Source organism: Agrobacterium sp. SOY23 (genome assembly GCF_027212525.1).
In the GTDB taxonomy this organism is placed as follows: Bacteria; Pseudomonadota; Alphaproteobacteria; order Rhizobiales; family Rhizobiaceae; genus Agrobacterium; species Agrobacterium tumefaciens_I.
This window is the reverse complement of the sequence record NZ_JAPWDT010000001.1, coordinates 292,192-316,591: the sequence shown is the minus strand read 5'-3', so window position 1 is coordinate 316,591 and position 24,400 is coordinate 292,192. Positions and strand designations below refer to the sequence as shown.

Below are 24,400 nucleotides of genomic sequence, written 5' to 3'. Positions count from 1 at the left end.
CATGACATTGACCTTCGCCCCCTTTCTGCCGTGGATCGTGATCGCCATTCTGGCCGTTGCAGCGCTTGCGCTTTCCTTCATCGGCCTGTGGCGTGGCGTGCGTGGCGCATGGCTGCGCGGGCTGGCGCTTGCCGCCTTGCTTGCAGCCATCGCCAATCCGCTTCTGACGCAGGAGGAACGCGAGCCGCTCTCCACCATCGTGCCCGTCATCGTCGACCGCTCGCAGAGCCAGGACGTGCAGGACCGGCCGCAAATGACCGATACGGCGCTGGAAACCCTGAAGGACCGGCTGTCCCGCTTCCCGCGCATCGAGCCGCGCATCGTCGAAGTGCGCGACAATGGTGAAAGCGATTCGCCCTCGACGCAACTTTTCTCGGCGCTTTCCTCCGCCGTTTCGGATGTCTCGCCGTCGCGCGTCGGCGGCGCGATCTTCCTCAGCGATGGCCAGATTCACGATATCCCGAATGCGCTGCCCAATGCCGAACAGGCGCTCGGTTTCCGCGCCCCCGTACACGGGCTGATCACCGGCAAGGCCGATGAATTCGACCGCCGTATCGAGATCGTCCGCGCCCCGCGCTTCGGCATCGTCAATGAAGAACAGCAGCTGACGCTGCGCGTCTTCGATGATGGCCGCTCCGCGGGCGGCGGTTCGGCGGAAGTGACGGTGAAGATGAATGGCGAGGAAATCGCCACCTTGCAGGCTACACCCGGCCAGCCGACGCCGTTCAACTTCAAGGTTCCGCGCGGCGGCAACAATGTCATGGAATTTTCCGTCGCAGAGCTTCCGGGCGAAGTGACGGCCGCCAACAACCGTGCCGTTCACCTGATCGAAGGCATCCGCCAGAACCTGCGCGTGCTGCTCGTCTCCGGCGAGCCGCATGCCGGCGAACGCGCCTGGCGCAACCTCCTGAAATCCGACGCCTCGGTCGATCTGGTGCATTTCACCATTCTGCGCCCGCCGGAAAAACAGGATGGCACGCCGATCAACGAACTCTCGCTGATCGCCTTCCCCACTCGCGAATTGTTCGTGGAAAAGATCAACGATTTTGACCTCATCATCTTCGACCGCTACCAGCATCGCGGCGTGCTGCCGATCCTTTATTACGATTACATCGCCCAATATGTCGAAAAGGGCGGCGCGCTCCTGATCGCCGCCGGGCCGGAACATGCCGGACAGGATTCGATCGCCATGACGCCGCTCGCCTCCGTGCTGCCGGCGCAGCCGACCGGCCAGGTGCATCAGGCCGCCTTTTATCCGCGCCTTTCGGAAGCGGGCAAGAAACACCCCGTCACCCGTGGTCTCGATGGCTCCGGCAACGAGCCGCCGCAATGGGGCCGCTGGTTCCGCACCATCAGCGTCGACCCGCCGCAGGGCCAGACCGTGATGCTGGGCGACGGGCAGGATCCTCTGCTGGTGCTGAACCGCCAGGGCGAAGGCCGTGTCGCTATGCTGCTGTCTGATCAGGGCTGGCTCTGGGCGCGCGGTTTTGAAGGCGGTGGCCCGCATGTGGCGCTTTATCGCCGCATCGCCCACTGGCTGATGAAGGAGCCCGAGCTTGAGGAAGAGGCGCTGACGGCGCGGGCCAACGGCCGCACATTGCAAATCACCCGCCAGACCATCGGCGATGATCCCGGTCAGGCGAGCGTGCGTTTCCCTTCCGGCAAGACAGAGAACATGGCTTTCACCAATACGGAGCCGGGTCTTTACAGGATCGAACGCCGCATGGATGAAACCGGCCTGTTCGAAATCAAGAATGGCGATTTCACCACCCTCGTCCATGTCGGCGCGGTGGACGCGCCGGAATTCAAGGCAATGATTTCAACGACCGAAACGCTGAAACCGCTGGCCGATGCCACCAAGGGCAGCGTGCACCGGGTTGCGGATAATTCCGGCCGGATCGCCCTTCCCGATATATTGCCCGTACGGGGTGACATCAGGGTTGCCGACGAGGATCGCATGCTGATACGCATGACCGACGAGACGGTGCTGAAAGGCGTCAACACCCTGCCGCTGTTTGCCGGTTTTGCCGGGCTTGCTGCCCTGCTGCTCGCCTTCTCCGCGCTCTGGTGGCGTGAGGGACGGTAAGGAGCCTTCCTTGGCGAAGGCACGGGGTTTTCCGCGTCTCGGATTGGAAACGAGAAATGGCCGCCGCTCGGCGTGCCGGGGAAAAAAGCATGAATTTCGTTTTGAGCGACGTCGCGGATGCGGAAGTTGAAAAGGCGATCCGCGATCCGCTGGTGGCCTATAATCTCGCCCGTTTCGGCGAAAGCGACAAACGCGAACTCAACATCACCATCCGTGACGACGACAACACCGTCACCGGCGGTCTGGTGGGATATACCGCCCGCGGCTGGCTTTACGTGCAGCTTCTTTTCATACCGGAAACCATGCGCGGCCAGGGCATCGGCCCAAAGCTGCTGGCCATGGCGGAAGAGGAAGCGAGAAAACGCGGCTGCATGGGCGCCTATATCGACACGATGAACCCGGATGCCCTGAGAACCTACGAACGCTTCGGTTTCACGAAGATCGGCTCGCTCGCGCCGCTTTCCACCGGCCAGTCGATCACCTGGCTTGAGAAACGCTTCTAGAATTCAGATCCGGTGCACTTCCGGCAAAGGCGGAGACCGGTTTTCCGGCCGGAAATACGGAAGCGCCTCAGGCGGCAATACCTGACACCCCGCAATCGACCGTCCGGCCCATGGCCTCGCGGATTTGCTGGCGAAGCCACACGGCGCCGGCATCCGCATCGGTCTGCAATGACCAGACCATGGCGACGGGCGGGAATTTCAGCGTTACGGGCACGGGACTTATTTCCAGGCCCAGCATCGGCGCATAACGCAGCGCGATGCGGGAGGACACGGTGGCCAGCACCGCCGAGGATCGCGCCGTTGCCAGAACCGAGAGGAAATCCGGCGCCGCCGCGACAACGTCGATCTCGATACCGCTCAGTTCCAGCGCATCCTTGATGCAGCCATGCAGGCTGTCCGTCTGCGATATGACGGCATGTTTAGCCTCCATGTAGGTTTCAAGCCCCACCGGATTGGGCAGATCGAGCAAGGCCGGATTGAAACAGCAAAGCACGCTGGAGGAGTAGAGCGGCTCGCAATGGTGGCGCTGCTCTTTGGAATAGGTGCATCCGACAGCCATGTCGATCACGCCCGTATCCAGCATCGCGGTGATTTCCTGTTCCTGCCCGCTGCGGGCGAGAATACGGATGCCGGGTGCGATCTCGCGCAGCCGCGCCGTCAGATCCGGCAATAGCAGCAATTCCACCTCACTCGACATGCCCAGCCGGAAGGTGCGGCGCTCCGTCGCCGGATCAAACACATCCGCCGTCAGCACCGCCGCCTGCGCCTGCCTGAGTGCCTGCCTTACCGGCCCGGCGAGATTGAGCGCCCGCGCCGTCGGTTTCATCTCCTGCCCTACGCGAATGAAAAGCTCATCCTGAAACAGGGTGCGCAGGGTGGAGATATTGTGGCTCATGGCCGGCTGCTGGATTTTCAGCCGTCGTGCTGCCCGCGTGACGCTCATCTCCTCCATCATCGCGTCGAAGGCTATGAGAAGATTAAGGTCGAAAGAGCGGAGATTGAAATGATCGATAGTTTGCATAAGTCACATCGATTTGATTGCTGGCTCGCCTACACTTAGCTGGAGTGCGGAAACTTTCAAGACTTTCCTCGAACTCAGGAGCTCCCCATGCCATCACGCCGTTCACTTCTCAAGGGTGCCGCCAGCGCCATCATCGCCGCACCGTTCGTTGCGCCCAGCGTCGCATTCGCCAGGGCGCCCCTTGCCGCCACACAGGCACCCGGCTTTTACCGGCTGATGGTCGGCAAGGTCGAAGTCACCGCCCTTACGGACGGCGTCATCGCGCTGCCGCTCGCCAAAATCTACACCAACACCACGCCGGACCACGCGGCGAAGGTGCTGCAGGATGCCTTCCTGCCGGAAGAGACGCCCACTTCGGTCAATGCCTTTCTCGTCAACACCGAAGACAGGCTGGTGCTGATCGATGCCGGCACCGGCACCTATCTCGGTCCGAGCCTTGGCCGGCTTGTCGCCAATATCGAGGCCTCCGGCTACAAGGCCAGCGAGATAGACGACATCATCCTCACCCACATCCATACGGACCATTCCGGCGGGCTATCGGCGCATGGCAAGCGCGTCTTCACCAATGCGACGCTCAGGGTCAATGCGCGCGAGGCCGCCTTCTGGCTTGATGACGCGAAAGCCAAGACCGCGCCGGAAGCCTTGAAGAAGGGTTATGCCGAAGCGAAGGAAAGCATCCAGCCCTATGTCGATGCCGGCAAATTCGAGACCTTCGGCGACAATGCCGCGCCGGTTCCCGGCCTCGGCTCCATCCTTTATGCCGGTCACACGCCCGGCCACAGCGCTGTCGTTCTGGAAAGCGAAGGCCAGAAGATCGTCTTCTGGGGCGATATCACCCATGGCGATATCCTCCAGTTCGACGAGCCGAATGTCGCCATCGAATTCGACGTCGACCAGAAGGCCGCCGTCGTCGCGCGTGACCTGGCATTCCGGCAGGCGGTTGAAGGCAAATATCTGGTGGCCGGCGCGCATATCGCCTTCCCCGGTATCGGCCATGTGCGTACCGACAGCACCAATTACGATTGGCTGCCGGTCAACTATACGGCACTATAAGGCAAGAACCGGATGGCCTGATCCTGCGTGGTCAGGCCATTGGCCTTCAAGAGATTTCAGGTGAGCGCTACCTGCCGCGTTTCCGCATTGATCATGGTCGCCGCCATGGCGGCCAGCACCAGCAGCCCGGCGAAAATGCCGATTGCGACCCCAAAGCCCTGCGCGATGGCATAACCCAGCAAAGACGGCGCCAACAGCCCGCCGAGCCTTGCCATGGCGCCTGCGGCTCCCATGCCGGTCGCCCGTGATTCCGTCGGGTAAAGCTCCGGCGTATAGGCATAAAGCGCGCCCCAGGTGCCAAGCAGGGCAAAGCTCATGACAAGCAGCGAGGCGGCAATCATCGCGCCGGCAGAGGCGAGCGTGAAGAGCAGGCAACCGAGCGCCGAGAGCAGACAGAAACCGATCAGCGTCGGCTTGCGGCCCCATTTTTCGACGCCATAGGCGGCAAGCGCATAACCGGGGATTTGCGCCAGCGCCACCAGCACCAGAAAACCATAACCGCGCACGAAACCGAAACCGTCTCCCGCCAGTTTTGCCGGCATCCAGGTGAAGACGCCATAATAGGAGACGGAAACGAGGAACCAGATGGCGAGGATCATGATGCTGCGCTGCCGGAGCGCCGGTGAAAATATCCCCTGCCCCTTGGCCACGTCAGGCTGGAAAAGCCCGGTTCCGGCATCGAGCGGCGCGCGGCCATTCGTCACCAGCATACGGTTGACGACGGCCTTGGCCTCTTCCGATCGCCCGCTGCGCAGCAAATAAAGTGGCGATTCCGGCACCAGAAAACGAAGCCCGAGGCCAAGAACGGCCGGGAAGGCCGTCACGGCGAAAATATAACGCCAGGCATCGGCCACACCCGCAAGGCTCGCACCCCAGGCCGCCAGCGCCACGATCAATGTCCCGATAGCCCAGAAGCCCTCGAGAAAGACCAGCCAGCGCCCGCGATTTTTCGCCGGCAGGAATTCGGCCATCATCGCATAATCCACCGGCAGCGTGCCGCCCACCGCAGCCCCGGTGAGGAAACGCAGGACGAGCAGAATGGTGAAATCCGGTGCGAAGACCGAAAGCACGCCGAACAGGGCATCACAGGCCACGGTGACGATCAGCACGCGGCGGCGGCCATACCGATCCGCCAGCCGCCCGAAACCGGCAGCGCCGAGCAGCATGCCGAAAAAGAACGCCGTTCCGGTCTGCAACGCCTGCGGCACCGTCAGGCCGAAGGTTGCGGCGATCGAGGCGGCGGTGAAGCCGACGGCCAGAACCTGCATGGCATCCGCCGCCCAGACGAGGCCAAAAATGCCCATCAGCCGTCGCTGATAGGCGCCGGCGCCGGCGCGCTCCAATGCATCATTCATGGTGATTGCCGTCATGCCCCGCCCCTTCGCAGAAATCGACTTCCCCTAGCTATCGCATAGGGGGAGGAAACGGAATTGAATTCTGTGAAGCGCGACGCGTTGTTTCGAGGCAGCCCCCGGCGTTCAAGGTTTTCACCCCGCGAGGACTGGCCACGGCAGTCCCGATGTTACCGTAGCTCGCAACATCCCTTCCGTCACCCCGGACTAGATCCGGGGTCAAGCCAGCCCAAGTCTTTGGGCTGAAAGGAGATTCTCCCCGTCGCGCCGACGCGCGTCGGCTGGATTCCGGCTCAAGGCCGGAATGACGGATGGGGACAATATCATGCTGAGAAGAAAAACCTTCAGCCGTAAACCCTGAGAGGCTCCTCAAAGCCCTCATCTTCCGCCGTGGCGGCCGACATGATGGCCTCGCATTTGCGCCAGCCGATCTTGCCCTTCAGCCGCTGATGCACGTCGTCACCAAGCGGCACGACCAGCACCCGGTTGGGGTCCACCGGACCGGGAAAATCGAGCGCCGCATAAGCGACCTTTTCGAAACCGAGCGGCATGTAATAGGGTGGATCGCCAATCAGGATCACGGCTTCGGAGCCCTTGCGCCTTGCCGCCGCAATGGCGATCCGGACGAGTTCCCGGCCAATGCCCATATTCTTGTGGGAAGGCCGCACCGCGAGCGGGCCAAGCATATGACCCTTCACCCCACCGGCCAGAACCGGCGTCATGCGCACCGAAGCGATCGTCTCGCCGTCATCGGCACAAACGAAGGAGAGCGACCGGTCATGCGGGCCCTGCTCGCGGATGCGCGCCGCAGCACGGGTGTGCCGGCCGGGGCCAAATGCTTCTTCGTTGATGACTTCGATGATGGCGTCGTGCGACGCGTCCTCGGTGAGGTAGACAAGATCGTGCTTGGACATGAAGAGACCGAAACTTCCAGAATGCGGATGCGACAATAGATGACGGCTGCGCCGGTGAAGGCGTTCAGGAGCGTCAGCGTCGTCGGAGCATCCGTGGTTCGATCATAGTCAGCAATTTCCTCAGATTTGTGAAAATCGCAATTATCAGGAAAATCACCCCCCGTCCAGAACAAATCTCGGGGCCGTACCATTCAGCCCCTGCGCGACCGGAAACGCATTGTTCAATGCCTTGCGGGTTCGCGGCATGGTGAGAAACGGGTAGTATCGCGGCCAGGAAACAATCAAGGAGATCGTCATGGGCATGCTGGTGGAAGGCGTATGGAAAGACGTCTGGTATGACACCAAGGAAACCAAGGGGCATTTCAAGCGCAGCGCCTCGAAGTTCCGCAACTGGGTAACAGTGGATGGCGCGCCCGGCCCTTCCGGTGAAGGCGGTTTCGAGGCGGAGAAGGATCGTTACCACCTCTATGTCTCCTTCGCCTGCCCGTGGGCACACCGAACCCTCATTTTCCGCAAGCTGAAAAAGCTGGAAGACCTGATCTCTGTCTCCGTCGTCGATCCGCTGATGCTGGAAAACGGCTGGGAGTTCAAGCCTGAGGGTGAGCGCACGCCAGGTGCAACCGAAGATCCCCTTTTTGGCTCCTCCACGCTCTGGCAGGTCTACACAAAGGCGGACCCCAATTATTCCGGGCGCGTCACCGTGCCGGTGCTGTGGGATAAAAAACGCAGCACCATCGTCTCCAATGAATCGGCGGAAATCATCCGCATGTTCAACGTGGCCTTCAACGACCTCACCGGATCGGACGCGGATTATTACCCCGAAGCGCTGCGCGCCGAGATCGATGCGCTGAACGACGTCATCTATGACACCGTCAATAACGGCGTCTACAAGGCCGGTTTCGCCACCACGCAGGATGCCTATCAGCAGAATGCGGTGAAGGTGTTCGAAACGCTGGATATGTTGGAGGACCGCCTGAAGGACCGGCGTTTCCTGTTCGGCGCGGAGCAGACGGAGGCCGACTGGCGCCTGTTCACCACGCTGGTGCGGTTCGACCCCGTTTATGTCGGCCATTTCAAATGCAACATTCGCCGCATCTACGACTATCCGCACCTGACGGGTTACCTGCGCGATCTTTACCAGACGCCGGGCGTGCCGGAAACGGTCGATATGCGCCACATCAAGGAACATTATTACCGCAGCCACCGCACCATCAACCCGACCGGCGTCGTGCCCGTCGGCCCCGAGCTGGACCTGACCATGGCCCATGGCCGCGAGGCGCTCGCCTGACGAAAAACCTCCCGCCGCTACCAGTGGTCGGCAGCCGCCGCTTCGCCGGCAAGTTCGGCAAGGCGGCGGCGGGTGGCGGCCGTCACCCCTTCCGGTAGCGCGGTGAGGTCGAAAAAGCCGCTCTCGGCAATTTCATGGTCCGGCTTTTTCGGTTGCGTCTGGGTGACGGCCAGCCGGTAGAGCGCGACGTGATCGCGATTGCTGCCTTCCAGATTGAGATAGACGTGGAAAAGCTCCGGCTTTGAGGCTGCTTCAAGATTGCCCTCCTCACGGATTTCCTTGTGCAGCGCCGCCAGCAGGGTTTCGCCACGTTCCACCCCGCCGCCCGGCAGATACCAGCCGGGCAGATAGGTGTGCCGCACCAGAAAAATCCTGCCCTTTTCATCGAAACAGGCCGCACGCACGCCAAGCGTTGCACCCCGCGTGAACAGAAAAACGAAATGCAGAAAGCGGATGAAGACACGCATATGGAACGGACGGGCCTGCCGCCCGGTTGTCTCGTCATTCACCCTGGTTTCTCCCCGCCTGCCGGCTTTTATTGGACGCGCGGCATATCATAGGTTATCTCTGCCGCCATGTTCAAACTTGCCCATATTTCAGACGTCCATTTAGGGCCACTGCCAAAACTCACTTTCCGGGAACTTGCATCGAAACGGATTACCGGTTTCGTCAACTGGCACCGCAACCGCCGCAAGCACCTCTTCACCGATACTCTGGAAAAGCTGCTGGACGATCTGGAAGCAAAATCGCCGGATCATCTGGCTATTACCGGCGATCTCGTCAATCTTGCGACCGGCATCGAAATCCGCGCCGCCGCCGACTGGCTGGAGGAAGTGGGCGATCCTGAAAAAACCTCCGTGGTTCCCGGCAATCACGACGCCTATGTTTCCGGCGCACACGACAAGGCCATGCAGGCCTGGTACCCCTATGTGCGCGGTGACGGCGACCCGCCGGAATGGGACGATGACCGCAAGATTTTTCCCTATATGCGGGTGCGTGGCCCCGTGGCTTTGATCGGCTGCTCCACCTCGATTGCTACACCGCCCTTTTCAGCCACCGGCTACTTCGGCAACCGGCAGGCCCGCGCCACGGCGGAACTCCTGAAAAAAGCCGGGGAACAGGGACTGTTTCGCGTGGTGATGATCCATCATCCGCCGATCCGGGGTGCGGCCGCCACCCACAAGCGCATGATCGGCATCCGCCGTTTCGCCGCAGCACTCGGCGTCGGCGGTGCGGAACTTGTGCTGCATGGTCATACACATTTGAACACGGTCTATTGGCTGAATACGCATCATGGGGAGGATCACATCCCGGTCGTTGGCATTTCCTCCGCCAGTCAGGGACCGGGCGGTGAAAAACCGCGCGCAGCCTATAATCTTTTCCATATTTCCGGTGGCCCCGGCACATGGAATGTCGCCTGTGAGCGCCATAGCCTTGATGAGACAGGAACGGGCGTCGCGCTGGAGGATGTGCGGGTGTTTTATGAAAACGGGCGGCCGCTGGGGTTTTCGCGATTGGGGGAATAGAAGCCGGAGGATTGAAGGTTGGAGGGTGTGGTTTACCCCCCTCTGCCCTGCCGGGCATCTCCCCCTCAAGGGGGGAGATCGGCAGGAAGCACTACCACCACTTCATTCGCAACGTTGAGACGGGCTGGACCCAACTACGAGTCGATCTCCCCCCTTGAGGGGGAGATGCCCGGCAGGGCAGAGGGGGGTAAACCACACCCTCCAAGCAAGCTTACCTAGCCCGCTCTTCCAGCACCCGATTGGCCGCCGAAACGATCGCCTCCAGCGACGCCGCCACGATATTCGTGTTGATCCCCGCCCCGAACAGCTTGCCGCCCGGATGCTCCATCTCGACATAGGCGATGGCAGACGCATTCGAGCCATGCTGCAGCGAATGCTCGGAATAATCATTCACCGACAGATCAACCCCGAGATAGACCGACAGCGCATTGATGAATCCGTCGATCGGACCCGTACCCTTGCCCTCGATGCGCTTCACCTCGCCATTATCGGTGATTTCCGCGGCAACGATGCGCACGCCCTTGAAATCACCGGCCGGATAGGTGTGGTGATCCACGAACTTGATGCGCGCATTCGGCTGCGTCACGTAACGCTCGATAAAGCGCTCATAGATGCGCTTGGCCGGCAGTTCCACACCCTCTTCATCGGTGATGCGCTGGATCTCCTCACGGAACTCCACCTGCAGGTTGCGCGGCAGGTTGATGCCGTAATCCTGCTGGAGAATATAGGCGATGCCGCCCTTGCCGGACTGCGAGTTGATACGGATGATCGCCTCGTAGGAACGGCCGACATCCTTCGGGTCGATCGGCAGATAGGGCACTTCCCAGACGGGATGGTTGGCGACCTTGATCGCCTTCATGCCCTTGTTGATCGCATCCTGATGCGAACCGGAAAACGCCGTATAGACCAGTTCGCCGACATAGGGGTGGCGCTCAGGGATCGTCATCTCGTTGGAATATTCATAGACCGCCTTGATACGCTCGATATCGCGGCAATCCAGCTCGGGATCGACGCCCTGCGTATACATGTTCAGCGCCAGCGTCACGACGTCGACATTGCCGGTGCGCTCGCCATTGCCGAACAGCGTGCCTTCGACGCGGTCGGCACCGGCCATCAGGCCCAGTTCGGTTGCCGCGATGCCCGTGCCGCGGTCATTATGAGGATGCAGCGAGATGATGACGTTTTCGCGATTGTCGATATTACGGCACATCCATTCGATCTGGTCGGCATAGATGTTCGGCGTCGCCATTTCCACCGTGGAAGGCAGGTTCAGGATCAGCTTGTTGTCGGCCGTCGGCTTCACCACCTCGACCACGGCGTTGCAGATTTCCAGCGCCACTTCCAGCTCGGTACCGGTAAAGCTCTCGGGCGAATATTCGAAGCGGTAACCGCCGCCAGCCTTGGCCGCCATGTCAGTGATCATCTTGGCGGCATCAACGGCGATCTGCTTGATGCCGTGCACATCCTTGCCGAACACCACGCGGCGCTGCAGTTCCGAGGTGGAGTTGTAGAAGTGGATGATCGGTTTGTTGGCGCCTTCCAGCGCTTCAAACGTGCGGGTGATCAGCTCGGGACGGCACTGCACCAGCACCTGCAGGGACACATCGTCCGGCACATTGCCTTCTTCCACGCACCAGCGGGCAAAATCGAAATCCGTCTGCGAGGCGGAAGGGAAACCGATCTCGATTTCCTTGAAACCCATTTCGAGCAGCAGCTTGAACATGCGCGCCTTGCGGTCGTGGCCCATGGGGTTGACCAGCGACTGGTTGCCGTCGCGCAGGTCCACCGAACACCAGATCGGCGCCTTGTCGATGGTCTTGCCCGGCCAGGTGCGGTCAGGGATATTGATGGTGGGGTAAGGGCGATACTTCACGCTCGCGTCGGTCATACCCTTGGAAATATTGGTGATCTTGCCGTCCATTTCGCTTCCTCCTTGCGCAGTCCGCGGGCTTCTTCAAGCCATCGGCGAATGCGCGGCCTCTCGGGGCCTAAATCCAGTATAAAATGAGATTTCGAGATGAGGAGCGTTTGCGCCAGCGGGCTTTCGGCCGCCGGGCGCTCCTCACTGGACCCGGCAACCGCGTGTAAGGTCGAGGCTAAGAAGCGAGAGTGCACCGCACGGCGAGGCCTTCGCAGAAATCTGCGCGCTCATGCCGGAAATGGTTTCGATGCGGTTGCTCATGGCGACGTGTATAAACAGCGGCTGGCGGTCTGACAAGTGATCTTGTGAGGCGTGGCTTTATTTTCCGACTCTGCCGGTCTTCAGCCTTTCGGCAATCCATTTAACCATAAGGGACTGACGCGTCATGCCAAGCCGTGCTGCCTCCGCATCCACTCCGCGCAAAACCTTTTCGGGAAGATCGATATCGACATGCACCATTTCCAGCCCGGGACGGTCGGCCTTCGACCAGTCGACATAATCGTCCAAATCTTCACCATCGTCGAATTTCTTGTCGAAATCTTCAGCGCTGATCGTCTTCATAACGCTGCTTCTCCTTGTCTCTGGAACGCCTGACAGAAATGATTCGCAACCGGTCATTTCTGTAGGTGTAAACCGCACTCCAGCACTTTCCTCGCAATTGCGCGATCATAATATACCGCTCTTCCGAAGTGGTTTCGAGAGGAACGACAAGCCTTTTCTCGTCCAGCCAAAGCGCTCTTGCCTCGACGAAATCTATTCCATGTTTGTCTTTGTTACTTTCACTTTTGGCAGTATCGAATTCGAAATCCATAAATAATATTTCTTTAAAACAATAAGCATCCTATCTAACCACGCTTCACCATCCGCTGCAACGCCATCATCAGCCCGCCACCGATCAACCCCCAGAAGGCGCCGGAAACACCACCGAAGGAAAGGCCGGAGGCCGTGATGAGGAAGGTGATGGCCGCCGCCTCGCGGGTGTCCGGCTCCTTGAAAGCCGCCATGGCGGAGCCGGAGAAAGCGCCGACCAGCGCAAGCCCCGCCACCGCCTGGATGAGGATGGGTGGCGCCAGCGCCACGAAGGCCGTGACCACGCCGGCCAGCAGGCCGAAGATGATGTAACCCACACCGCCAATGATCGCCGCCCAGTAGCGTCGTTTGGGGTCCGCGTGGGCGTCTTCGCCGGCGCACATCGCCGCCGTAATCGCTGCGAGATTGACGGCATGGCCGCCGAAGGGCGCAGACAACAGCGAAAAGAAGCCGGTCGTGGCAAAAAGCGGTCCGGGCTGCGGATCGTAATGATTGACCTTCAGGACCGCGATGCCGGGAATATTCTGCGATGCCATGGTGACGATGAAGAGCGGCAGCGCGATGGAAACCACGGCGTGCAGGCTGAAAACGGGGGTCACCCATTCCATCGGCGGTGTCAGCGATTGCGCCACGCTGTCCAGCGCGCCGGCCGGAATATCCACACCGAAGATCATCACCAGCACGAAAGCCGCAAGCGCTGCAGGCACGGCAAACAGCCGCTTGAAGGCCCCCACCACGATCCAGGCAAGGATGATCGGCAGGCCGAGTGCCGGATTGAAACCGATCGCCTTGATGGGGGCGAAACACAGGCCAATAATGACGCCTGACAGCATGGCATTGGCAAGCGGCGCGGGAATGGAGGCGACCGCCTTTCCGAGCGGCCTGAACAGGCCTGCAATGATGATCAGGATGGCGCAGATGATGAAACCGCCGACGGCTGCCGGAAAGCCACCCTCAATGACGCCGGTGGTCGCAAGCAGCGCTGCGCCCGGCGTCGACCATGCGATGCTGATGGGAAGCCGGGTGGTGGCGGAGAGAACGATGGCGCAAAGCCCCATCGCCACCGAAAGCGCCATCAGCCCCGACGCCGCCTCGAAATCCGTCGCGCCGACGGCCTTCAGCCCTTGCAGCACAACGGCGAAGGAGCTGGCGAAGCCGACAAAGGCGGTGAGGCAGCCCATGAACAGGCTCTGGACGGAAAAATCTTTCAGCATGAAGCACTCTGCGGCCTGCTGCCTGTCGCAAGAACCACAACGGTCTGAATTGGCGACAGGCAGAAACAAAACTCGAAGCGTGAAGCGCGAATCCGAAGATGGCGACACGCCCTAGATGAAGCATGACTATAGTCAGGATCAAAAAAGATACGGCTTGGCAAGATGAGCCGCCAGATTTCAGGTACGGCGACACGGAAAACGTCATCAAAGTTTAGCGGCAGGGCGCTAATCCTCCGGCATCCACCACAACAGGGCGTCCGCCACAAGAGGGATCCTCGCCATGCTTCGTATCGCCACCATCGCCACTTTGTGTTTTGCGACCCTTCCAGCCGCCGCCCAGACCCTGCCGCCACCGGCCTTTCTCGGCCAGATCGTCGTGCCTTCGGGTCTCTCCATCAATGGCGTCACCTTCGGCGGCATTTCCGATCTCGCCTTTGATAGCGAAACCAACCGATATTTCGCCATTTCCGATGACCGGGTGGAAAAGGGTCCAGCGCGTTATTACGAGCTGGAACTGGCCGTGACGGAAGGGGTTGCGACGCTGAACATCGCCGCCACGCACGAATTGAAGGACGAGACCGGCGCAGCCTTTGCGCCCAAGGGTATCGATGCGGAAGGCATCACGCTCGACCGCAAGGGCGGCAAGCTTTACTGGTCTTCCGAACGCGACCTGAAGAACCAGCCGGCACTTTATGTCTCCGACCTCGACGGCAACAATGTCAAACGGCTGGAACTGCCCGACGCCTATCTCGTCGATGACGCAAAGACCAAGGGCGTGCAGAACAATCTCGGCTTCGAAGGCCTGACGATGACACCCGGCCGGCTGATCGCCGCCACCGAAAACGCGCTGACCCAGGATGGCCCGAAGGCCACGCCGCAGGCCGGCAGCCCGGCCCGCATCCTCATCATCGACACGGCGACGCTGAAGCCGGTCGCCGAACATGTCTACGTCACGGAAGCAATCTCCAAGACCCCGACGGCAGCCGCCGAGCCGAAATATAACGATAACGGCCTTTCCGCCCTCACAGCCATGCCGGATGGCCGCTTCGTGGCCGTGGAGCGCAATTTCGCATCCGGCGTCGGCAATCATATCCGCTTTTTCATCGTCGACCTTTCCGGCGCGGAAAACATCCTCGGCAAGGACAAGATCGATGCCGCAAATGTGCGTGCCGTATCGAAAACGCCGTGGTTCGAAATCAACGAAGGCGATTTCGGCCTCGATATCGACAATATCGAAAGCCTGGCCTTCGGCCCGGTGGTGGATGGCAAGCAGCTTTTCGTCATCGCCTCGGACGATAATTTCAATCCGGGCAAGCAGTTCACCCAGTTCGTGGCATTCGCCATTCCCGCCAATCTGGGTCAGTAACATCCGCCAGGGCAGAATGCCGGCTCTGGACAATGTCCGGGCCGGCATCGGCAGGCAAGACGAGACGCATGTTCACCAGCGGAGCAGACGTGAACCGGCAAAGGCACCGATCACGCCGGTGAGGAGAATGCCGAGCGAATACCAGATCAGCACGAAAGCCATGCCGTTTTCGGTGCAGAACCACGAATAGACCCAGGCGCCTGCCGCGCCGGCCGCAAGGCCCGCAGCAAAACCCGCAAGCGTGGGATCAGCGGGCGCCGAACGCCTGAGAACCGCAAAATTCGCCAGGAACAGCGGCAGCGCGAAAGCGACGATCAGAAACGGGCAGTGCAGCGCCGACGATCCGAGAATGAGAGTGCGATAGGTGCCCGGCACGGCAAATCCAAGCTGGATGAGCGCTATCGCCGCCATGGCGATAAAGATCACCACAAGCCAGGCAAGCAGGCCACCTCCGTCTCCCTCCGGCCGCGCAAGACGCCTGACCGCAAGAAATGCGGCCAGGGCTAGCAGCGCATTATAGGCGGATTTGACCCAGAAACCCGGTTCGGCCACGGCAGCGTTCATATCGCTGCGCAGCCCCAGAATAACGAGCATCAGCAACAGCGAAACGGCAAGCGCGGGCAGCGCGGCGAGCGCCAGCCTGCGCTCCAGCGAAAAAACGGGTACGGGTTTGAGATCGCCCGCCAGTTGTTCGATGATGTCTTCCGTCTTTCTCACCTATCCCCCCGCAACTTTGCCGCCAGGACTTTCAGCGTTCTGTGAATGCCGACCCTCGCGGCAAGCTCGGTCTGGCCGGATTTTTCCGCCGCTTCGGCGATCGACTGGCCTTCGAGCTTCACCCTGCGAATGAGATCACGCTGCCGCTCGGGCAAATCGTCGAGCAGCCGCTCCACATCCATGCGGGCCATGACCGCATCAACGGTCGGCTCCGCCTCCAGCGTTTCATCGAGCTCGACTTCCGAACGCATGCGCGCGCCCCTGCCCCGATAGTGATCGATGAGCTTGTAGCGCGCTATCGAAAAGAACCACGCCGTAAACGGTCGCGCACGATCATAGGTCTCCCGCTTGGCGTGAAGCGACAACAGGGTTTCCTGCACGAGATCTTCCACATCGCCTCTGGAGGCGGCAGCCATGCGCCGGCCGTAATAGGCGATCAGCAACCGCCTCAAGGCATGGAGCAAATGCCTGTAGGCGCTTTCGTCCCCATCAAGGGAACGCAGCATCAGCGTTTTCAATGTCTCTTCCGAAGGGCTGCCAGTCATCGTCACTATCGGGTTATTCGCATTCGGCAGGATATTGTTACATAGTGGCTTTAAAAAAATCTCGCCTTAACTTGTCGTCACAAGCGCGTGAAGATGTAACGGCCAGCGCTTCTGTGCCGAATGGACAATCGTGAGCCCCGGCGCAATGCCGGCGGACATCAACGACCTCCAGAGGAGACCTTCATGACCCGCATGTTTATCGCCATCGCCGCCGCTTCCCTGCTGTCCGCCCTTTCCTTCGCCAGCATCGCCCATGCCGACAGCATGAAGACCGATACCATGAAGAAAGACAGCATGCACAGCGACACCATGAAGACGGAGACGATAAAAAAGGACGGCATGTCCATGGCCAGCAAGAAGGACTGCATGCACAAGGCCGGCATGGAAATGGACAAGATGAAAAAAGCCGACATGATGAAGGCCTGCGACATGATGAAATGAGGCTTGGCCCGGCGGCGGCTCAGCTGGCCGGAAGCGAAACATTGCCGCCGGCCTGAACGAAAAAAGCCCGCGCCGGTTTTCACCGATGCGGGCTTTTTCAACTGAAAAGTGGAAACTCAGAGTTCCGACTGGCTTTCGACGATCTTGCCAACGAGGCCGTAATCCTTGGCCTCATCCGCGCCGAGCCAGTAATCGCGATCGATATCCTTGGCGATCTTTTCTTCACTCTGGCCGGTGGCCTTGGAGAAGATCTTGATCAGGCGCTGGTTCATCTTGATGATTTCGCGAGCCTGGATTTCGATGTCGGATGCCATGCCGCGCGTACCGCCGGAGGGTTGGTGCAGCAGGAAGCGGGTGTTCGGCAGGCAGAGGCGGCGTTCTTTCGGCACCGAAACGTAGATCAGCGCGCCGGCGGAGGCGACCCAGCCCGTGCCGATGATCGTGACCTTCGGCTTGATGAACTTGATCATGTCATGGATGGAATCACCCGATTCGACATGGCCACCCGGCGAATTGACGTAAACGCGAATGTCGTCGTCGCTGGCGGCGGCAAGAGCCACGAGCTGCGTGCAGACCTTCTGCGCCAGTTCCTGCGTGATGCCGCCATAGATGAAGATCGAACGCGACTTGAAAAGATTCGCTTCCGTTTCCTTGCCGATCGGCAGTTCCTTGCTCTTGTCGTCTTCGTCTTCGTTCATCAACGGCTCTCCAGCGTAATTCATGCATGCCCTTCGGACATAGTGCGACTTGTTACGTAAGGCAATGAGAGAAAAAGGCAAGGTTTGCCCGCCAACAATAAACACCACCCCCGGCAGATGACGCATGGACAGCCTCTTGGCCTTCGCGATATCGTCAGCGCCTCATTGCAGCGCCGCCTGCCGCGGGAAGCCCAAGATTCCGTTGCGGACGGCCATAATTTCAAGAGGGAACCATGCTGAAAAGACTAAGCCTCGTCGCCACCGCGCTCGGCCTCACCGCCCTGCCCGCCTTCGCCCATCTAAACCCGGAAGAACACGGCTCCTTCATGGCCGGCGTTTCCCACCCCTTCTTCGGTGCGGACCATATTCTGGCGATGGTCGCCGTCGGCATCTGGGCCTCGCAGATCGCCTTTGCCCGCAACGACCGGAAGGCGTTGTGGATCGTGCCCGCCGCCTTCGTCGGCACCATGGCTGCAGGCTTCCTGATGGCGGTTTACGGCATCGATCTTCCCTTCGTCGAACCCGCCATTCTCGCCTCCGTCATCGGCCTTGGCCTGCTGGTCGCCATGGCGGCAAAGCTCCCCACGGCAGCGGCGGCGGCCGTCGTTGGTGCTTTCGCCCTTTTCCACGGCCACGCCCATGGCGGTGAGCTCGGCAGCGCCGGTGCCCTGCAATTCGGCATCGGTTTCATGATTGCCACCGCGGTCCTGCATCTTGCCGGCATCGCGCTCGGCCTCGGCATTGCCCGTTTCGGCTCGGCCGCAAGCCGCACCGTCGGTGCGCTGACGGCGATTGCGGGCCTGTCGCTTGCCTTTGGTGGCTGAAGATCATTACCGAAATTTAAAATTCGGACCGCTTTGAAAAGCCAGAATTGTGGCCTACCTCCTTATCGTGGATTTACGCTTCACGGTAAGGAGGCAGCATATGTCACCGGAAGAAAGCCAGCTTCTCAAGGGGCTGTTCGACAGGACCAAAACCGCATCCGCCACCCCGCGTGACCGCGAGGCGGAAACATTGATCGCAGACGCCGTGCGCGATCAGCCCGCAGCTCCCTATTATCTCGCCCAGGCGGTGATCGTTCAGGAAAAGGGTCTGGAAGCGGCAGCAGCCCATATCAAACAGCTCGAAGACCGCATCCATGCGCTGGAAAGCGCTGGCAGCGCCCCGCAGGGGGCGGCGCAGGGCGGTTTCCTCAGCTCCATCTTCGGTACCGGCCAGCCGCAGCCGCCCGCACCGGCGCCAGCCCCAGCGGCCGCGCCAGGCTCATGGCGCAACGATACCGCCGGCCCGACAGCCGGGCCCTGGGGGGCACCCGCCGCTCAGCAAGCCGGCGGGCCGTGGAGCCAGCAGCCGGCCGCCATCGGGCGTTCAGGTGGTGGTTTTCTGCAGGGTGCGCTCGGCACCGCCGCAGGTGTTGCCGGCGGCATGCTGCTTGCCAATTCGCTGAGCGGCATTTTCGGCAGCCACATGTCGTCGCTCGGCCTTGGTTCGCCCTTCGGCGGCGGCAATGCCGCGGGTAATGCGCCCGTCGAGGAAACCGTCATCAACAACTATTACGGTGACAGCGCCAGCCCGCAGAACAATGACGATGACGATATCCAGCAGGCCGATTACGACGACAGCGCCGACGATATGGATTCCGATTCAGGCGACGACGGTTCGTTCGCCTGAACCTTCAAGCGCGTAAAAAGCCGGATCAGCCGCGACCCCGATAAGGTGCAACGCCCTGATCCGGCAGCCATACGCCCTCGGGCGCCGCTCCCGTCTGCCAGAAGACGTCGATCGGAATACCGCCGCGCGGATACCAGTAGGCGCCGATCCTGAGCCATTTCGGCTGAAGCAGCTCCACCAGACGCTTGGCGATATAGACCGAGCAATCCTCGTGGAATGCGCCGTGGTTGCGGAAGGATTGCAGGAACAGCTTCAGCGACTTCGATTCCACTAGGAAATCGCCCGGAATATAGTCGATGACGATATGGGCGAAATCCGGCTGGCCGGTCATCGGACAAAGCGAGGTGAATTCGGGCGCGGTGAAGCGCACGACGTAGTCGGTGCCGGCATTGCCGTTCGGCACCTTTTCAAGGACGGCCTTTTCCGGGCTCTCTGGCGTATCGACCTTCGTGCCCAGCTGCGACAGGCCGGAAACATCCGTCACGGACATGGAAAACTCCTGATTATTCAAAACCGGATCATTGAGACCCGGAGTGTTCAAACGATGACTTTGACGCCATGCGCCTTTTCGCCCTCAGGCTCGACGTGAATGGCAAGGCTGGCGCCCGGTATGACGTCCCTTATGGCATCTTCAAGGCGGTCGCAAATATCATGCGCCTCACGCACCGTCATTCTGGCCGGAACGACCACATGGAAATCGATGAAGGCGGCCGAACCGGCGCGGCGTGTCCTCAGATCATGCACACCGATGACGCCGCCTGAATTTTCGGCAATCGCCTTCTTGATCGCCTCGTCCTCTTCCGGCTCGACCGCCCGGTCCATCAACCCGCCAAGCGAATGCATGATGACCTTGGAACCCTGAAACAGGATGTTGATCGCGACCAGTATGGCAAGCAGCGGATCGAGAATGGCATAACCCGTCATCAGCGCCAGAACGAGGCCGACAAGAACGCCGGCCGAGGTGACGACATCCGACATGATGTGATGGCCATCGGCCGCGAGCGCGGGTGACGCATATTTTTTGCCAACACGGATCAGAATCGTCGCCCAGACGGCATTGATCACACCCGCCGACGCATTAATGATCAGACCGAGGACCGGTGCTTCCGGCAGCCTCGGATTGAAAAGAGCACCCCAGGCCTCCTGCACGATCAAAAGCGCAGCGACGACGATCAGCACACCTTCCACGACCGCGGAAATATACTCCGCCTTGTGGTGGCCGAACTGGTGGTCGTCATCGGCCGGCTTCTGCGCGTAACGAATGACGAAATAGGCGATGAAGGCCGCGACCACGTTGACGGTCGACTCCAGGCCGTCGGACAGAAGTGCGACCGAGCCCGTGACCCACCAGGCCACCAGCTTGAGGCCAAGCACACCGAAAGAAAGCGGAATGCTCCAGAATGCGAGCTTCCGGACCAGCGCGTTGCCTTCATTGTTCATTTTTGCCCCCGTGCGGATGCGAACGAATTGCATGATCGATTGCCAAAACGCACGAACCGCGCGCACGGGGTCTCCGTGCGCGCGGTTCGCTATTGGCGTTTCTATCGTTCAAACCGCCGCCGAGGTCAAGAGCCACCCGGTGACGGCCCGGACCTCAATCCTCGTCTTTTTGCTCGCAGAAACGGATGCGATTGCCGAACGGATCGATGACTTCCATGACATCACCCCAGGGCAATTCTTCAACACCGGGATTGAGGAAGCGATATTTTTTGCCCACCAGTTCCTTCTGATAGGCGTGAACGCCATGCATCGTGACGAAGATATTCGAACCCGGCGTCGCGTCGCCGTGATGACCGCTGAGGTGAAGCCCCAATCCGGCCCGTGAGACCTGCATGTAAAGCGGGGAGTTTTCGCCAAAACGATGTTCCCAGTCGATCTCGAAACCGAGAAAATCGACATAAAACTCCCGTGCCTTGGCCTCGTCGAAGATTCTGACGATCGGGAATATCCGCTCGAAGCCGATCTCCCCGATGGTTTGCGTCGCGGCATCGCCCATGCTGCCCTACCCTTTTTCAGGCCGTAAAATGAAACCGGCCGCAACAGGTGCGGCCGGTAAGATCAGCTTATTCGGCTGCGACGATCTTGCCGTCCTGCCACTTGAACAGCGAGAAGGCCTGCGAGCTCAGGTCGCCGCTCTCGCCGTAGGTCACCTTGCCGATCGCAGTCGGGAAAGCTTCGCCGCTCTTCAGAACCTTGGCGACCGCTTCGGGATCCTTGGCGCTTCCGGCCTTCTCGATACCGCCCTTCAAGACTTCGACGGCGGCATAGGCGTTGAGCGTGAAGGCTTCAGCCGGAATGTTGGCAGCCTTCAGCGCTTCGGCAGCGGCCTTGGAATCATCGTTCTTCAGGGCGTCGGAAGCGTTGGTGAAGATCGTGCCTTCGCCGGCCTGCGCGCCGATGTTCCAGAATTCGCTGTTCGACAGGCCGTCACCGCCGATAACGGCAGCCTTGGAACCGATATCCTTCAGCTGGCGAACCAGAAGACCGGCTTCCGGATGGTAACCGCCGAAATAGACGACGTCGGCATTGTCGGACTTCAGGCGGGCTGTCAGCGCGCCGAGATCCTTTTCGCCGGGGGTCAGCGCATCATAGAGAACTTCGGTGACACCGCCGGCATTCAGCGTTGCCTTGAAGGAATCCGCAAGGCCCTTACCGTAAGCGCCCTTGTCGTGAATGATGGCGATCTTCTTGTCCTTGAGGTTGGCGAGAACATATTTCGCCGCAACCTCGGCCTGCTGGTCGTCACGACCGCAGGTGCGGAAGACATTGGAAAGGCCGCGATTGGTCAGGCCCGGCGCGGTCGCCGTCGGCGTGACCATCAGGACGCCGTTTTCGGCAAAAACATCCGATGCCGGAATGGCAACGCCCGAGGTGACCGGACCGACGACGAAGTGAATGCCTTCGGCAACGAGCTGGTTGGCCGCGGAAACGCCCTGCTTGGGCTCGCCGCCATCGTCGGCCAGCTTCAGCACGACCTGTTCGCCGAGGATGCCGCCCTTTTTGTTGATTTCATTGACTGCCGTCTGGGCGCCGTTCTTGACCTGGTCGCCATAGGCGGCAACGGGGCCGGTGAGCGGCGCAATCAGGCCGATGACGATTTCGGCATGGGCAAGGGGTGCGAATGCGAAGGACGCTGCGAGCGTCACGCTGGTCAATGTCTTCAGTTTCATCCTGGTGTCTCCTTAAAAAGGGGTCGCGGACCCGGTGAGCGCCATGGGCGTCGACCGAATGAAACTATCGGACGCCTCCCGGCGAAAACTCGTTCCATATTTGAATTCCGAGCCTTCCTCTCAACTCATACGGAAGGTTTGATGATTTATGCAAGTCACCTTTGCTGGATAAGGTCTATTAGCGGTAAATCAATCGTCATGCCCGCCATGATTGCGCCGGCTGCGCCCCGCTGTAAAGGCTTGGCGTTTGACGGTCGCTGGAGGATAATGCCGACATGATTGCAGCAGATGATGAATTTCTGACGGGCCTGCCCGTCTTCCGGCATTTTGAAGACGTCGCCGACCCGGCGCTTTATCGCGCTTTGCCGCCGGGATGGGGGCTTGCCATTGCCGATATCGTTGATTCGACCTCGGCGATCGGCTCCGGCCGATACAAGGCCGTCAATATGGCGGGCGCCGCGGTTATTTCCGGCGTATCGAACAGCCTCGGGCGCCACGACCTGCCCTTCGTCTTCGGGGGCGATGGCGCCGCCGTCGCCGTGCCGCCCCACGGGCTGCCTGCTGCACGCACCGCACTTTCGAACGTGCAGCGCTGGGTGAAGGACGATCTCGATCTTGCCATGCGCGTGGCGCTGGTTCCCGTCGAGGATATTCGCGAGAATGGTTTCGATATTCGTGTCGCGCGCTTTCAGGCGAGCGAGGATGTCTCCTATGCCATGTTTTCGGGCGGCGGCAATAGCTGGGCGGAAGCGCGGATGAAGGAGGGGCATTATGCCCTGCCCGCAGCCGAAGCCGGCGAGCGCCCGGACCTCACCGGCCTTTCATGCCGCTGGAACCCCATTCCCGCAACCCACGGCAAGGTGGTGTCGATCATCGCCGTGCCGGGGCCCTCGCGGGACATGCCGGCATTCCGCCAGCTCGTCATCGACCTTGTCGATCTGGCCGAGCAGGACGAAAGACACGGCCACCCCGTGCCGGCAGACGGGCCGAAACTCGGTTTCGTGGGTGAGGGTCTCGGTTTCGAAGCCCGGGCCGGCGCCGCCTATCACGATGTCTGGGGCAAGGCGCGCCGCTCGCTGCGCATTCTCGGCGAAAGCCTGCTCATCACTGTTCTCGGCGTCACCGGGCTGTCGCTTGGACGTTTCAACGCCGTGCGCTACCGGCGTTCAGTCGCCAGCAACACCGATTTCAGGAAATTCGACGATGGTCTGAAAATGACGGTGGACATCGACGTCGCACGGCTCGAAAAAATCCGCGCCCGGCTGGAAGCCGGCCGCCTCTCGGGAAGCTGTTATTACGGCCTGCACGAGCAGGATGCCGCATTGATGACCTGCATCGTGCCCTCCCCGCTTTCGCGGGACCACATGCATTTCGTGGATGGCGCGGACGGCGGATATGCGGCCGCGGCGAGCCGGCTCAAAGCGCAGATGCAGGTTGCTGCCCCGCACTGAAAACCCCGGCTCAATTTCCACGGAAAGGCTCCGGCCGACATCGAGGCCGGGACGACAATTGAAGAAGAAAAACGGGAAAAAAAGAAAAACCGGCGTCGTACGCCGGTTTCAATCAAGTAGTGCTGCCGGGCCTTAACTGGGCCGTGGGATCAGGCTGCAGTCTTGCTGCTCTTCTGCGCCTGACAATATATTTCCTCGAGGGAGGCGAGGATTTTCTTCACGGATTCGGAGTTGCTGGAATAATAGATGGTCTGCGCATCCCGTCGTGTCTTCACCAGCCGCTGGGCACGCAATTTCGAAAGATGCTGCGAGAGAGCGGATTGGCTGAGACCAACCTGAGAGGCGAGAACACCGACCGGCACTTCCGTATCCACCAGCGTGCACAAGATCATCAGGCGCTTGGGATTCGCCATCGCTGAGAGCAAGTCTGCAGCGGCGATGCTATGTTCCGACAGAGATTGGTTATCCATACGCTCAAGTCTCCTGATGACAGTCGGAAAGACGGTCATGGTGGCTATTATTAGGTGTTCCAAAAGGCGTTTTTATAATTCGGTTGATACGTTGTATATACCTAAATCTTGCTTATATCGTGTCCCTTTCAAAGACTATTCTTCATCGGTTATTTACTTAAGACATTGTGACAAAATTATCGG

General features: G+C 60.4%; 26 protein-coding genes. 10 read left to right on the top strand and 16 right to left on the bottom strand.

Features of this window, described 5'->3' with window-relative positions; all coding sequences use genetic code 11:
- Position 1: 1 nt before the first annotated feature.
- The gene (locus O3S81_RS01535) at positions 2-2,086 is read left to right on the top strand and encodes a hypothetical protein (RefSeq protein WP_269340498.1); all 2,085 of its coding nucleotides are present in this window, start codon (positions 2-4) and stop codon (positions 2,084-2,086) included.
- An 89-nt stretch (positions 2,087-2,175) separates the two neighbouring features.
- Entirely contained in the window at positions 2,176-2,589 is a 414-nt protein-coding gene (locus O3S81_RS01530; protein WP_269340497.1) for a GNAT family N-acetyltransferase, read from the top strand.
- 67 nt (positions 2,590-2,656) lie between these two features.
- Here O3S81_RS01530 and O3S81_RS01525 read toward each other — a convergent pair whose 3' ends face one another.
- Positions 2,657-3,610, bottom strand: coding sequence for a LysR family transcriptional regulator (locus tag O3S81_RS01525; protein ID WP_269340496.1), 954 nt, complete (start codon positions 3,608-3,610; stop codon positions 2,657-2,659).
- 87 nt (positions 3,611-3,697) lie between these two features.
- Here O3S81_RS01525 and O3S81_RS01520 point away from each other — a divergent pair, with 87 nt between their 5' ends.
- Positions 3,698-4,663, top strand: coding sequence for an MBL fold metallo-hydrolase (locus O3S81_RS01520; protein WP_269340495.1), 966 nt, complete (start codon positions 3,698-3,700; stop codon positions 4,661-4,663).
- Positions 4,664-4,719: 56 nt separating this feature from the next.
- Here O3S81_RS01520 and O3S81_RS01515 read toward each other — a convergent pair whose 3' ends face one another.
- Both O3S81_RS01515 and O3S81_RS01510 read right to left on the bottom strand, forming a co-directional pair.
- Entirely contained in the window at positions 4,720-6,033 is a 1,314-nt protein-coding gene (locus O3S81_RS01515) for an MFS transporter (RefSeq protein WP_269340494.1), read from the bottom strand.
- Between the two features lie 326 nt (positions 6,034-6,359).
- The gene (locus O3S81_RS01510; protein WP_269340491.1) at positions 6,360-6,929 is read right to left on the bottom strand and encodes a GNAT family N-acetyltransferase; all 570 of its coding nucleotides are present in this window, start codon (positions 6,927-6,929) and stop codon (positions 6,360-6,362) included.
- Between the two features lie 295 nt (positions 6,930-7,224).
- Here O3S81_RS01510 and O3S81_RS01505 point away from each other — a divergent pair, with 295 nt between their 5' ends.
- Positions 7,225-8,217 (top strand): glutathione S-transferase family protein, encoded by a 993-nt coding sequence (locus tag O3S81_RS01505; protein ID WP_269340489.1) that lies wholly within the window; start codon positions 7,225-7,227, stop codon positions 8,215-8,217.
- Positions 8,218-8,234: 17 nt separating this feature from the next.
- Here the strand turns inward: O3S81_RS01505 and O3S81_RS01500 are convergent, their stop codons facing one another.
- The gene (locus O3S81_RS01500; RefSeq protein ID WP_269340487.1) at positions 8,235-8,726 is read right to left on the bottom strand and encodes an NUDIX domain-containing protein; all 492 of its coding nucleotides are present in this window, start codon (positions 8,724-8,726) and stop codon (positions 8,235-8,237) included.
- Positions 8,727-8,792: 66 nt separating this feature from the next.
- On the opposite strand from O3S81_RS01500, the gene O3S81_RS01495 reads away from it, so the two are divergent.
- Positions 8,793-9,743, top strand: coding sequence for a metallophosphoesterase family protein (locus tag O3S81_RS01495; protein ID WP_269340486.1), 951 nt, complete (start codon positions 8,793-8,795; stop codon positions 9,741-9,743).
- A 211-nt stretch (positions 9,744-9,954) separates the two neighbouring features.
- On the opposite strand, the gene leuA is transcribed toward O3S81_RS01495, so the two are convergent.
- From leuA to O3S81_RS01475, 4 genes are all read right to left on the bottom strand, one after another.
- Positions 9,955-11,664, bottom strand: a complete 1,710-nt coding sequence (gene leuA / locus O3S81_RS01490; protein ID WP_269340485.1) for a 2-isopropylmalate synthase — start codon at positions 11,662-11,664, stop codon at positions 9,955-9,957.
- A gap of 318 nt (positions 11,665-11,982) precedes the next feature.
- On the bottom strand, positions 11,983-12,225 hold the full coding sequence (gene brnA, locus O3S81_RS01485; RefSeq protein ID WP_269340484.1) for a type II toxin-antitoxin system BrnA family antitoxin: 243 nt from the start codon (positions 12,223-12,225) through the stop codon (positions 11,983-11,985).
- Complete coding sequence (locus tag O3S81_RS01480; RefSeq protein WP_269340483.1) at positions 12,206-12,475, bottom strand: BrnT family toxin; 270 nt, start codon at positions 12,473-12,475, stop codon at positions 12,206-12,208. The genes brnA and O3S81_RS01480 overlap by 20 nt, the downstream gene beginning before the upstream one ends.
- Before the next feature lie 34 nt (positions 12,476-12,509).
- The gene (locus O3S81_RS01475; protein WP_269340482.1) at positions 12,510-13,688 is read right to left on the bottom strand and encodes a benzoate/H(+) symporter BenE family transporter; all 1,179 of its coding nucleotides are present in this window, start codon (positions 13,686-13,688) and stop codon (positions 12,510-12,512) included.
- A 280-nt stretch (positions 13,689-13,968) separates the two neighbouring features.
- On the opposite strand from O3S81_RS01475, the gene O3S81_RS01470 reads away from it, so the two are divergent.
- A complete protein-coding gene (locus O3S81_RS01470) occupies positions 13,969-15,054 on the top strand; it encodes an esterase-like activity of phytase family protein (RefSeq protein WP_269340481.1) in 1,086 nt (361 codons plus the stop codon).
- A gap of 72 nt (positions 15,055-15,126) precedes the next feature.
- On the opposite strand, the gene O3S81_RS01465 is transcribed toward O3S81_RS01470, so the two are convergent.
- Positions 15,127-15,771, bottom strand: a complete 645-nt coding sequence (locus tag O3S81_RS01465; RefSeq protein ID WP_269340480.1) for an NrsF family protein — start codon at positions 15,769-15,771, stop codon at positions 15,127-15,129.
- The gene (locus tag O3S81_RS01460) at positions 15,768-16,316 is read right to left on the bottom strand and encodes a sigma-70 family RNA polymerase sigma factor (protein ID WP_269340479.1); all 549 of its coding nucleotides are present in this window, start codon (positions 16,314-16,316) and stop codon (positions 15,768-15,770) included. Before O3S81_RS01460 ends, O3S81_RS01465 begins: the two co-directional genes overlap by 4 nt.
- Positions 16,317-16,499: 183 nt before the next feature.
- Here O3S81_RS01460 and O3S81_RS01455 point away from each other — a divergent pair, with 183 nt between their 5' ends.
- Positions 16,500-16,757 (top strand): pentapeptide MXKDX repeat protein, encoded by a 258-nt coding sequence (locus O3S81_RS01455; RefSeq protein WP_269340477.1) that lies wholly within the window; start codon positions 16,500-16,502, stop codon positions 16,755-16,757.
- 116 nt (positions 16,758-16,873) lie between these two features.
- Here O3S81_RS01455 and O3S81_RS01450 read toward each other — a convergent pair whose 3' ends face one another.
- Complete coding sequence (locus O3S81_RS01450) at positions 16,874-17,455, bottom strand: ATP-dependent Clp protease proteolytic subunit (RefSeq protein WP_269340476.1); 582 nt, start codon at positions 17,453-17,455, stop codon at positions 16,874-16,876.
- Between the two features lie 233 nt (positions 17,456-17,688).
- Here O3S81_RS01450 and O3S81_RS01445 point away from each other — a divergent pair, with 233 nt between their 5' ends.
- Positions 17,689-18,279, top strand: a complete 591-nt coding sequence (locus O3S81_RS01445) for a HupE/UreJ family protein (protein ID WP_269340474.1) — start codon at positions 17,689-17,691, stop codon at positions 18,277-18,279.
- Between the two features lie 100 nt (positions 18,280-18,379).
- Positions 18,380-19,126, top strand: a complete 747-nt coding sequence (locus O3S81_RS01440; protein WP_269340472.1) for a DUF2076 domain-containing protein — start codon at positions 18,380-18,382, stop codon at positions 19,124-19,126.
- Between the two features lie 25 nt (positions 19,127-19,151).
- Here O3S81_RS01440 and queF read toward each other — a convergent pair whose 3' ends face one another.
- From queF to O3S81_RS01420, 4 genes are all read right to left on the bottom strand, one after another.
- Positions 19,152-19,616, bottom strand: coding sequence for a preQ(1) synthase (gene queF / locus O3S81_RS01435; RefSeq protein WP_010972191.1), 465 nt, complete (start codon positions 19,614-19,616; stop codon positions 19,152-19,154).
- Positions 19,617-19,663: 47 nt separating this feature from the next.
- Positions 19,664-20,566: a cation diffusion facilitator family transporter gene (locus tag O3S81_RS01430; RefSeq protein WP_269341379.1), complete on the bottom strand. Its 903-nt coding sequence runs from the start codon at positions 20,564-20,566 to the stop codon at positions 19,664-19,666.
- A gap of 154 nt (positions 20,567-20,720) precedes the next feature.
- Positions 20,721-21,122 carry a glyoxalase superfamily protein gene (locus O3S81_RS01425; RefSeq protein ID WP_269340470.1) on the bottom strand — a complete coding sequence of 134 codons (402 nt, stop codon included), beginning with the start codon at positions 21,120-21,122 and terminating at the stop codon, positions 20,721-20,723.
- A 67-nt stretch (positions 21,123-21,189) separates the two neighbouring features.
- On the bottom strand, positions 21,190-22,296 hold the full coding sequence (locus O3S81_RS01420) for a branched-chain amino acid ABC transporter substrate-binding protein (RefSeq protein WP_269340469.1): 1,107 nt from the start codon (positions 22,294-22,296) through the stop codon (positions 21,190-21,192).
- 275 nt (positions 22,297-22,571) lie between these two features.
- Here O3S81_RS01420 and O3S81_RS01415 point away from each other — a divergent pair, with 275 nt between their 5' ends.
- A complete protein-coding gene (locus tag O3S81_RS01415) occupies positions 22,572-23,747 on the top strand; it encodes a DUF3095 domain-containing protein (protein WP_269340468.1) in 1,176 nt (391 codons plus the stop codon).
- 149 nt (positions 23,748-23,896) lie between these two features.
- Here the strand turns inward: O3S81_RS01415 and O3S81_RS01410 are convergent, their stop codons facing one another.
- Positions 23,897-24,217, bottom strand: coding sequence for an ArsR/SmtB family transcription factor (locus O3S81_RS01410; protein ID WP_003524068.1), 321 nt, complete (start codon positions 24,215-24,217; stop codon positions 23,897-23,899).
- Between the last annotated feature and the right edge of the window lie 183 nt (positions 24,218-24,400).

Excerpts from the sequence above, each read along its gene's own strand:
- O3S81_RS01430 (WP_269341379.1), bottom strand. The coding sequence starts at position 20,566 with ATGAACAATGAAGGCAACGCGCTGGTCCGGAAGCTCGCATTCTGGAGC.
- O3S81_RS01415 (WP_269340468.1), top strand. The coding sequence starts at position 22,572 with ATGATTGCAGCAGATGATGAATTTCTGACGGGCCTGCCCGTCTTCCGG.
- O3S81_RS01445 (WP_269340474.1), top strand. The coding sequence starts at position 17,689 with ATGCTGAAAAGACTAAGCCTCGTCGCCACCGCGCTCGGCCTCACCGCC.
- queF (WP_010972191.1), bottom strand. The coding sequence starts at position 19,616 with ATGTCCGTGACGGATGTTTCCGGCCTGTCGCAGCTGGGCACGAAGGTC.
- O3S81_RS01480 (WP_269340483.1), bottom strand. The coding sequence starts at position 12,475 with ATGGATTTCGAATTCGATACTGCCAAAAGTGAAAGTAACAAAGACAAA.
- O3S81_RS01460 (WP_269340479.1), bottom strand. The coding sequence starts at position 16,316 with ATGACTGGCAGCCCTTCGGAAGAGACATTGAAAACGCTGATGCTGCGT.
- O3S81_RS01470 (WP_269340481.1), top strand. The coding sequence starts at position 13,969 with ATGCTTCGTATCGCCACCATCGCCACTTTGTGTTTTGCGACCCTTCCA.
- O3S81_RS01535 (WP_269340498.1), top strand. The coding sequence starts at position 2 with ATGACATTGACCTTCGCCCCCTTTCTGCCGTGGATCGTGATCGCCATT.
- O3S81_RS01425 (WP_269340470.1), bottom strand. The coding sequence starts at position 21,122 with ATGGGCGATGCCGCGACGCAAACCATCGGGGAGATCGGCTTCGAGCGG.
- O3S81_RS01495 (WP_269340486.1), top strand. The coding sequence starts at position 8,793 with ATGTTCAAACTTGCCCATATTTCAGACGTCCATTTAGGGCCACTGCCA.
- O3S81_RS01525 (WP_269340496.1), bottom strand. The coding sequence starts at position 3,610 with ATGCAAACTATCGATCATTTCAATCTCCGCTCTTTCGACCTTAATCTT.
- O3S81_RS01515 (WP_269340494.1), bottom strand. The coding sequence starts at position 6,033 with ATGACGGCAATCACCATGAATGATGCATTGGAGCGCGCCGGCGCCGGC.
- O3S81_RS01510 (WP_269340491.1), bottom strand. The coding sequence starts at position 6,929 with ATGTCCAAGCACGATCTTGTCTACCTCACCGAGGACGCGTCGCACGAC.
- O3S81_RS01520 (WP_269340495.1), top strand. The coding sequence starts at position 3,698 with ATGCCATCACGCCGTTCACTTCTCAAGGGTGCCGCCAGCGCCATCATC.
- O3S81_RS01530 (WP_269340497.1), top strand. The coding sequence starts at position 2,176 with ATGAATTTCGTTTTGAGCGACGTCGCGGATGCGGAAGTTGAAAAGGCG.
- brnA (WP_269340484.1), bottom strand. The coding sequence starts at position 12,225 with ATGAAGACGATCAGCGCTGAAGATTTCGACAAGAAATTCGACGATGGT.
- O3S81_RS01455 (WP_269340477.1), top strand. The coding sequence starts at position 16,500 with ATGACCCGCATGTTTATCGCCATCGCCGCCGCTTCCCTGCTGTCCGCC.
- O3S81_RS01440 (WP_269340472.1), top strand. The coding sequence starts at position 18,380 with ATGTCACCGGAAGAAAGCCAGCTTCTCAAGGGGCTGTTCGACAGGACC.
- O3S81_RS01420 (WP_269340469.1), bottom strand. The coding sequence starts at position 22,296 with ATGAAACTGAAGACATTGACCAGCGTGACGCTCGCAGCGTCCTTCGCA.
- O3S81_RS01505 (WP_269340489.1), top strand. The coding sequence starts at position 7,225 with ATGGGCATGCTGGTGGAAGGCGTATGGAAAGACGTCTGGTATGACACC.
- O3S81_RS01450 (WP_269340476.1), bottom strand. The coding sequence starts at position 17,455 with ATGAACGAAGACGAAGACGACAAGAGCAAGGAACTGCCGATCGGCAAG.
- O3S81_RS01475 (WP_269340482.1), bottom strand. The coding sequence starts at position 13,688 with ATGCTGAAAGATTTTTCCGTCCAGAGCCTGTTCATGGGCTGCCTCACC.
- O3S81_RS01410 (WP_003524068.1), bottom strand. The coding sequence starts at position 24,217 with ATGGATAACCAATCTCTGTCGGAACATAGCATCGCCGCTGCAGACTTG.
- leuA (WP_269340485.1), bottom strand. The coding sequence starts at position 11,664 with ATGGACGGCAAGATCACCAATATTTCCAAGGGTATGACCGACGCGAGC.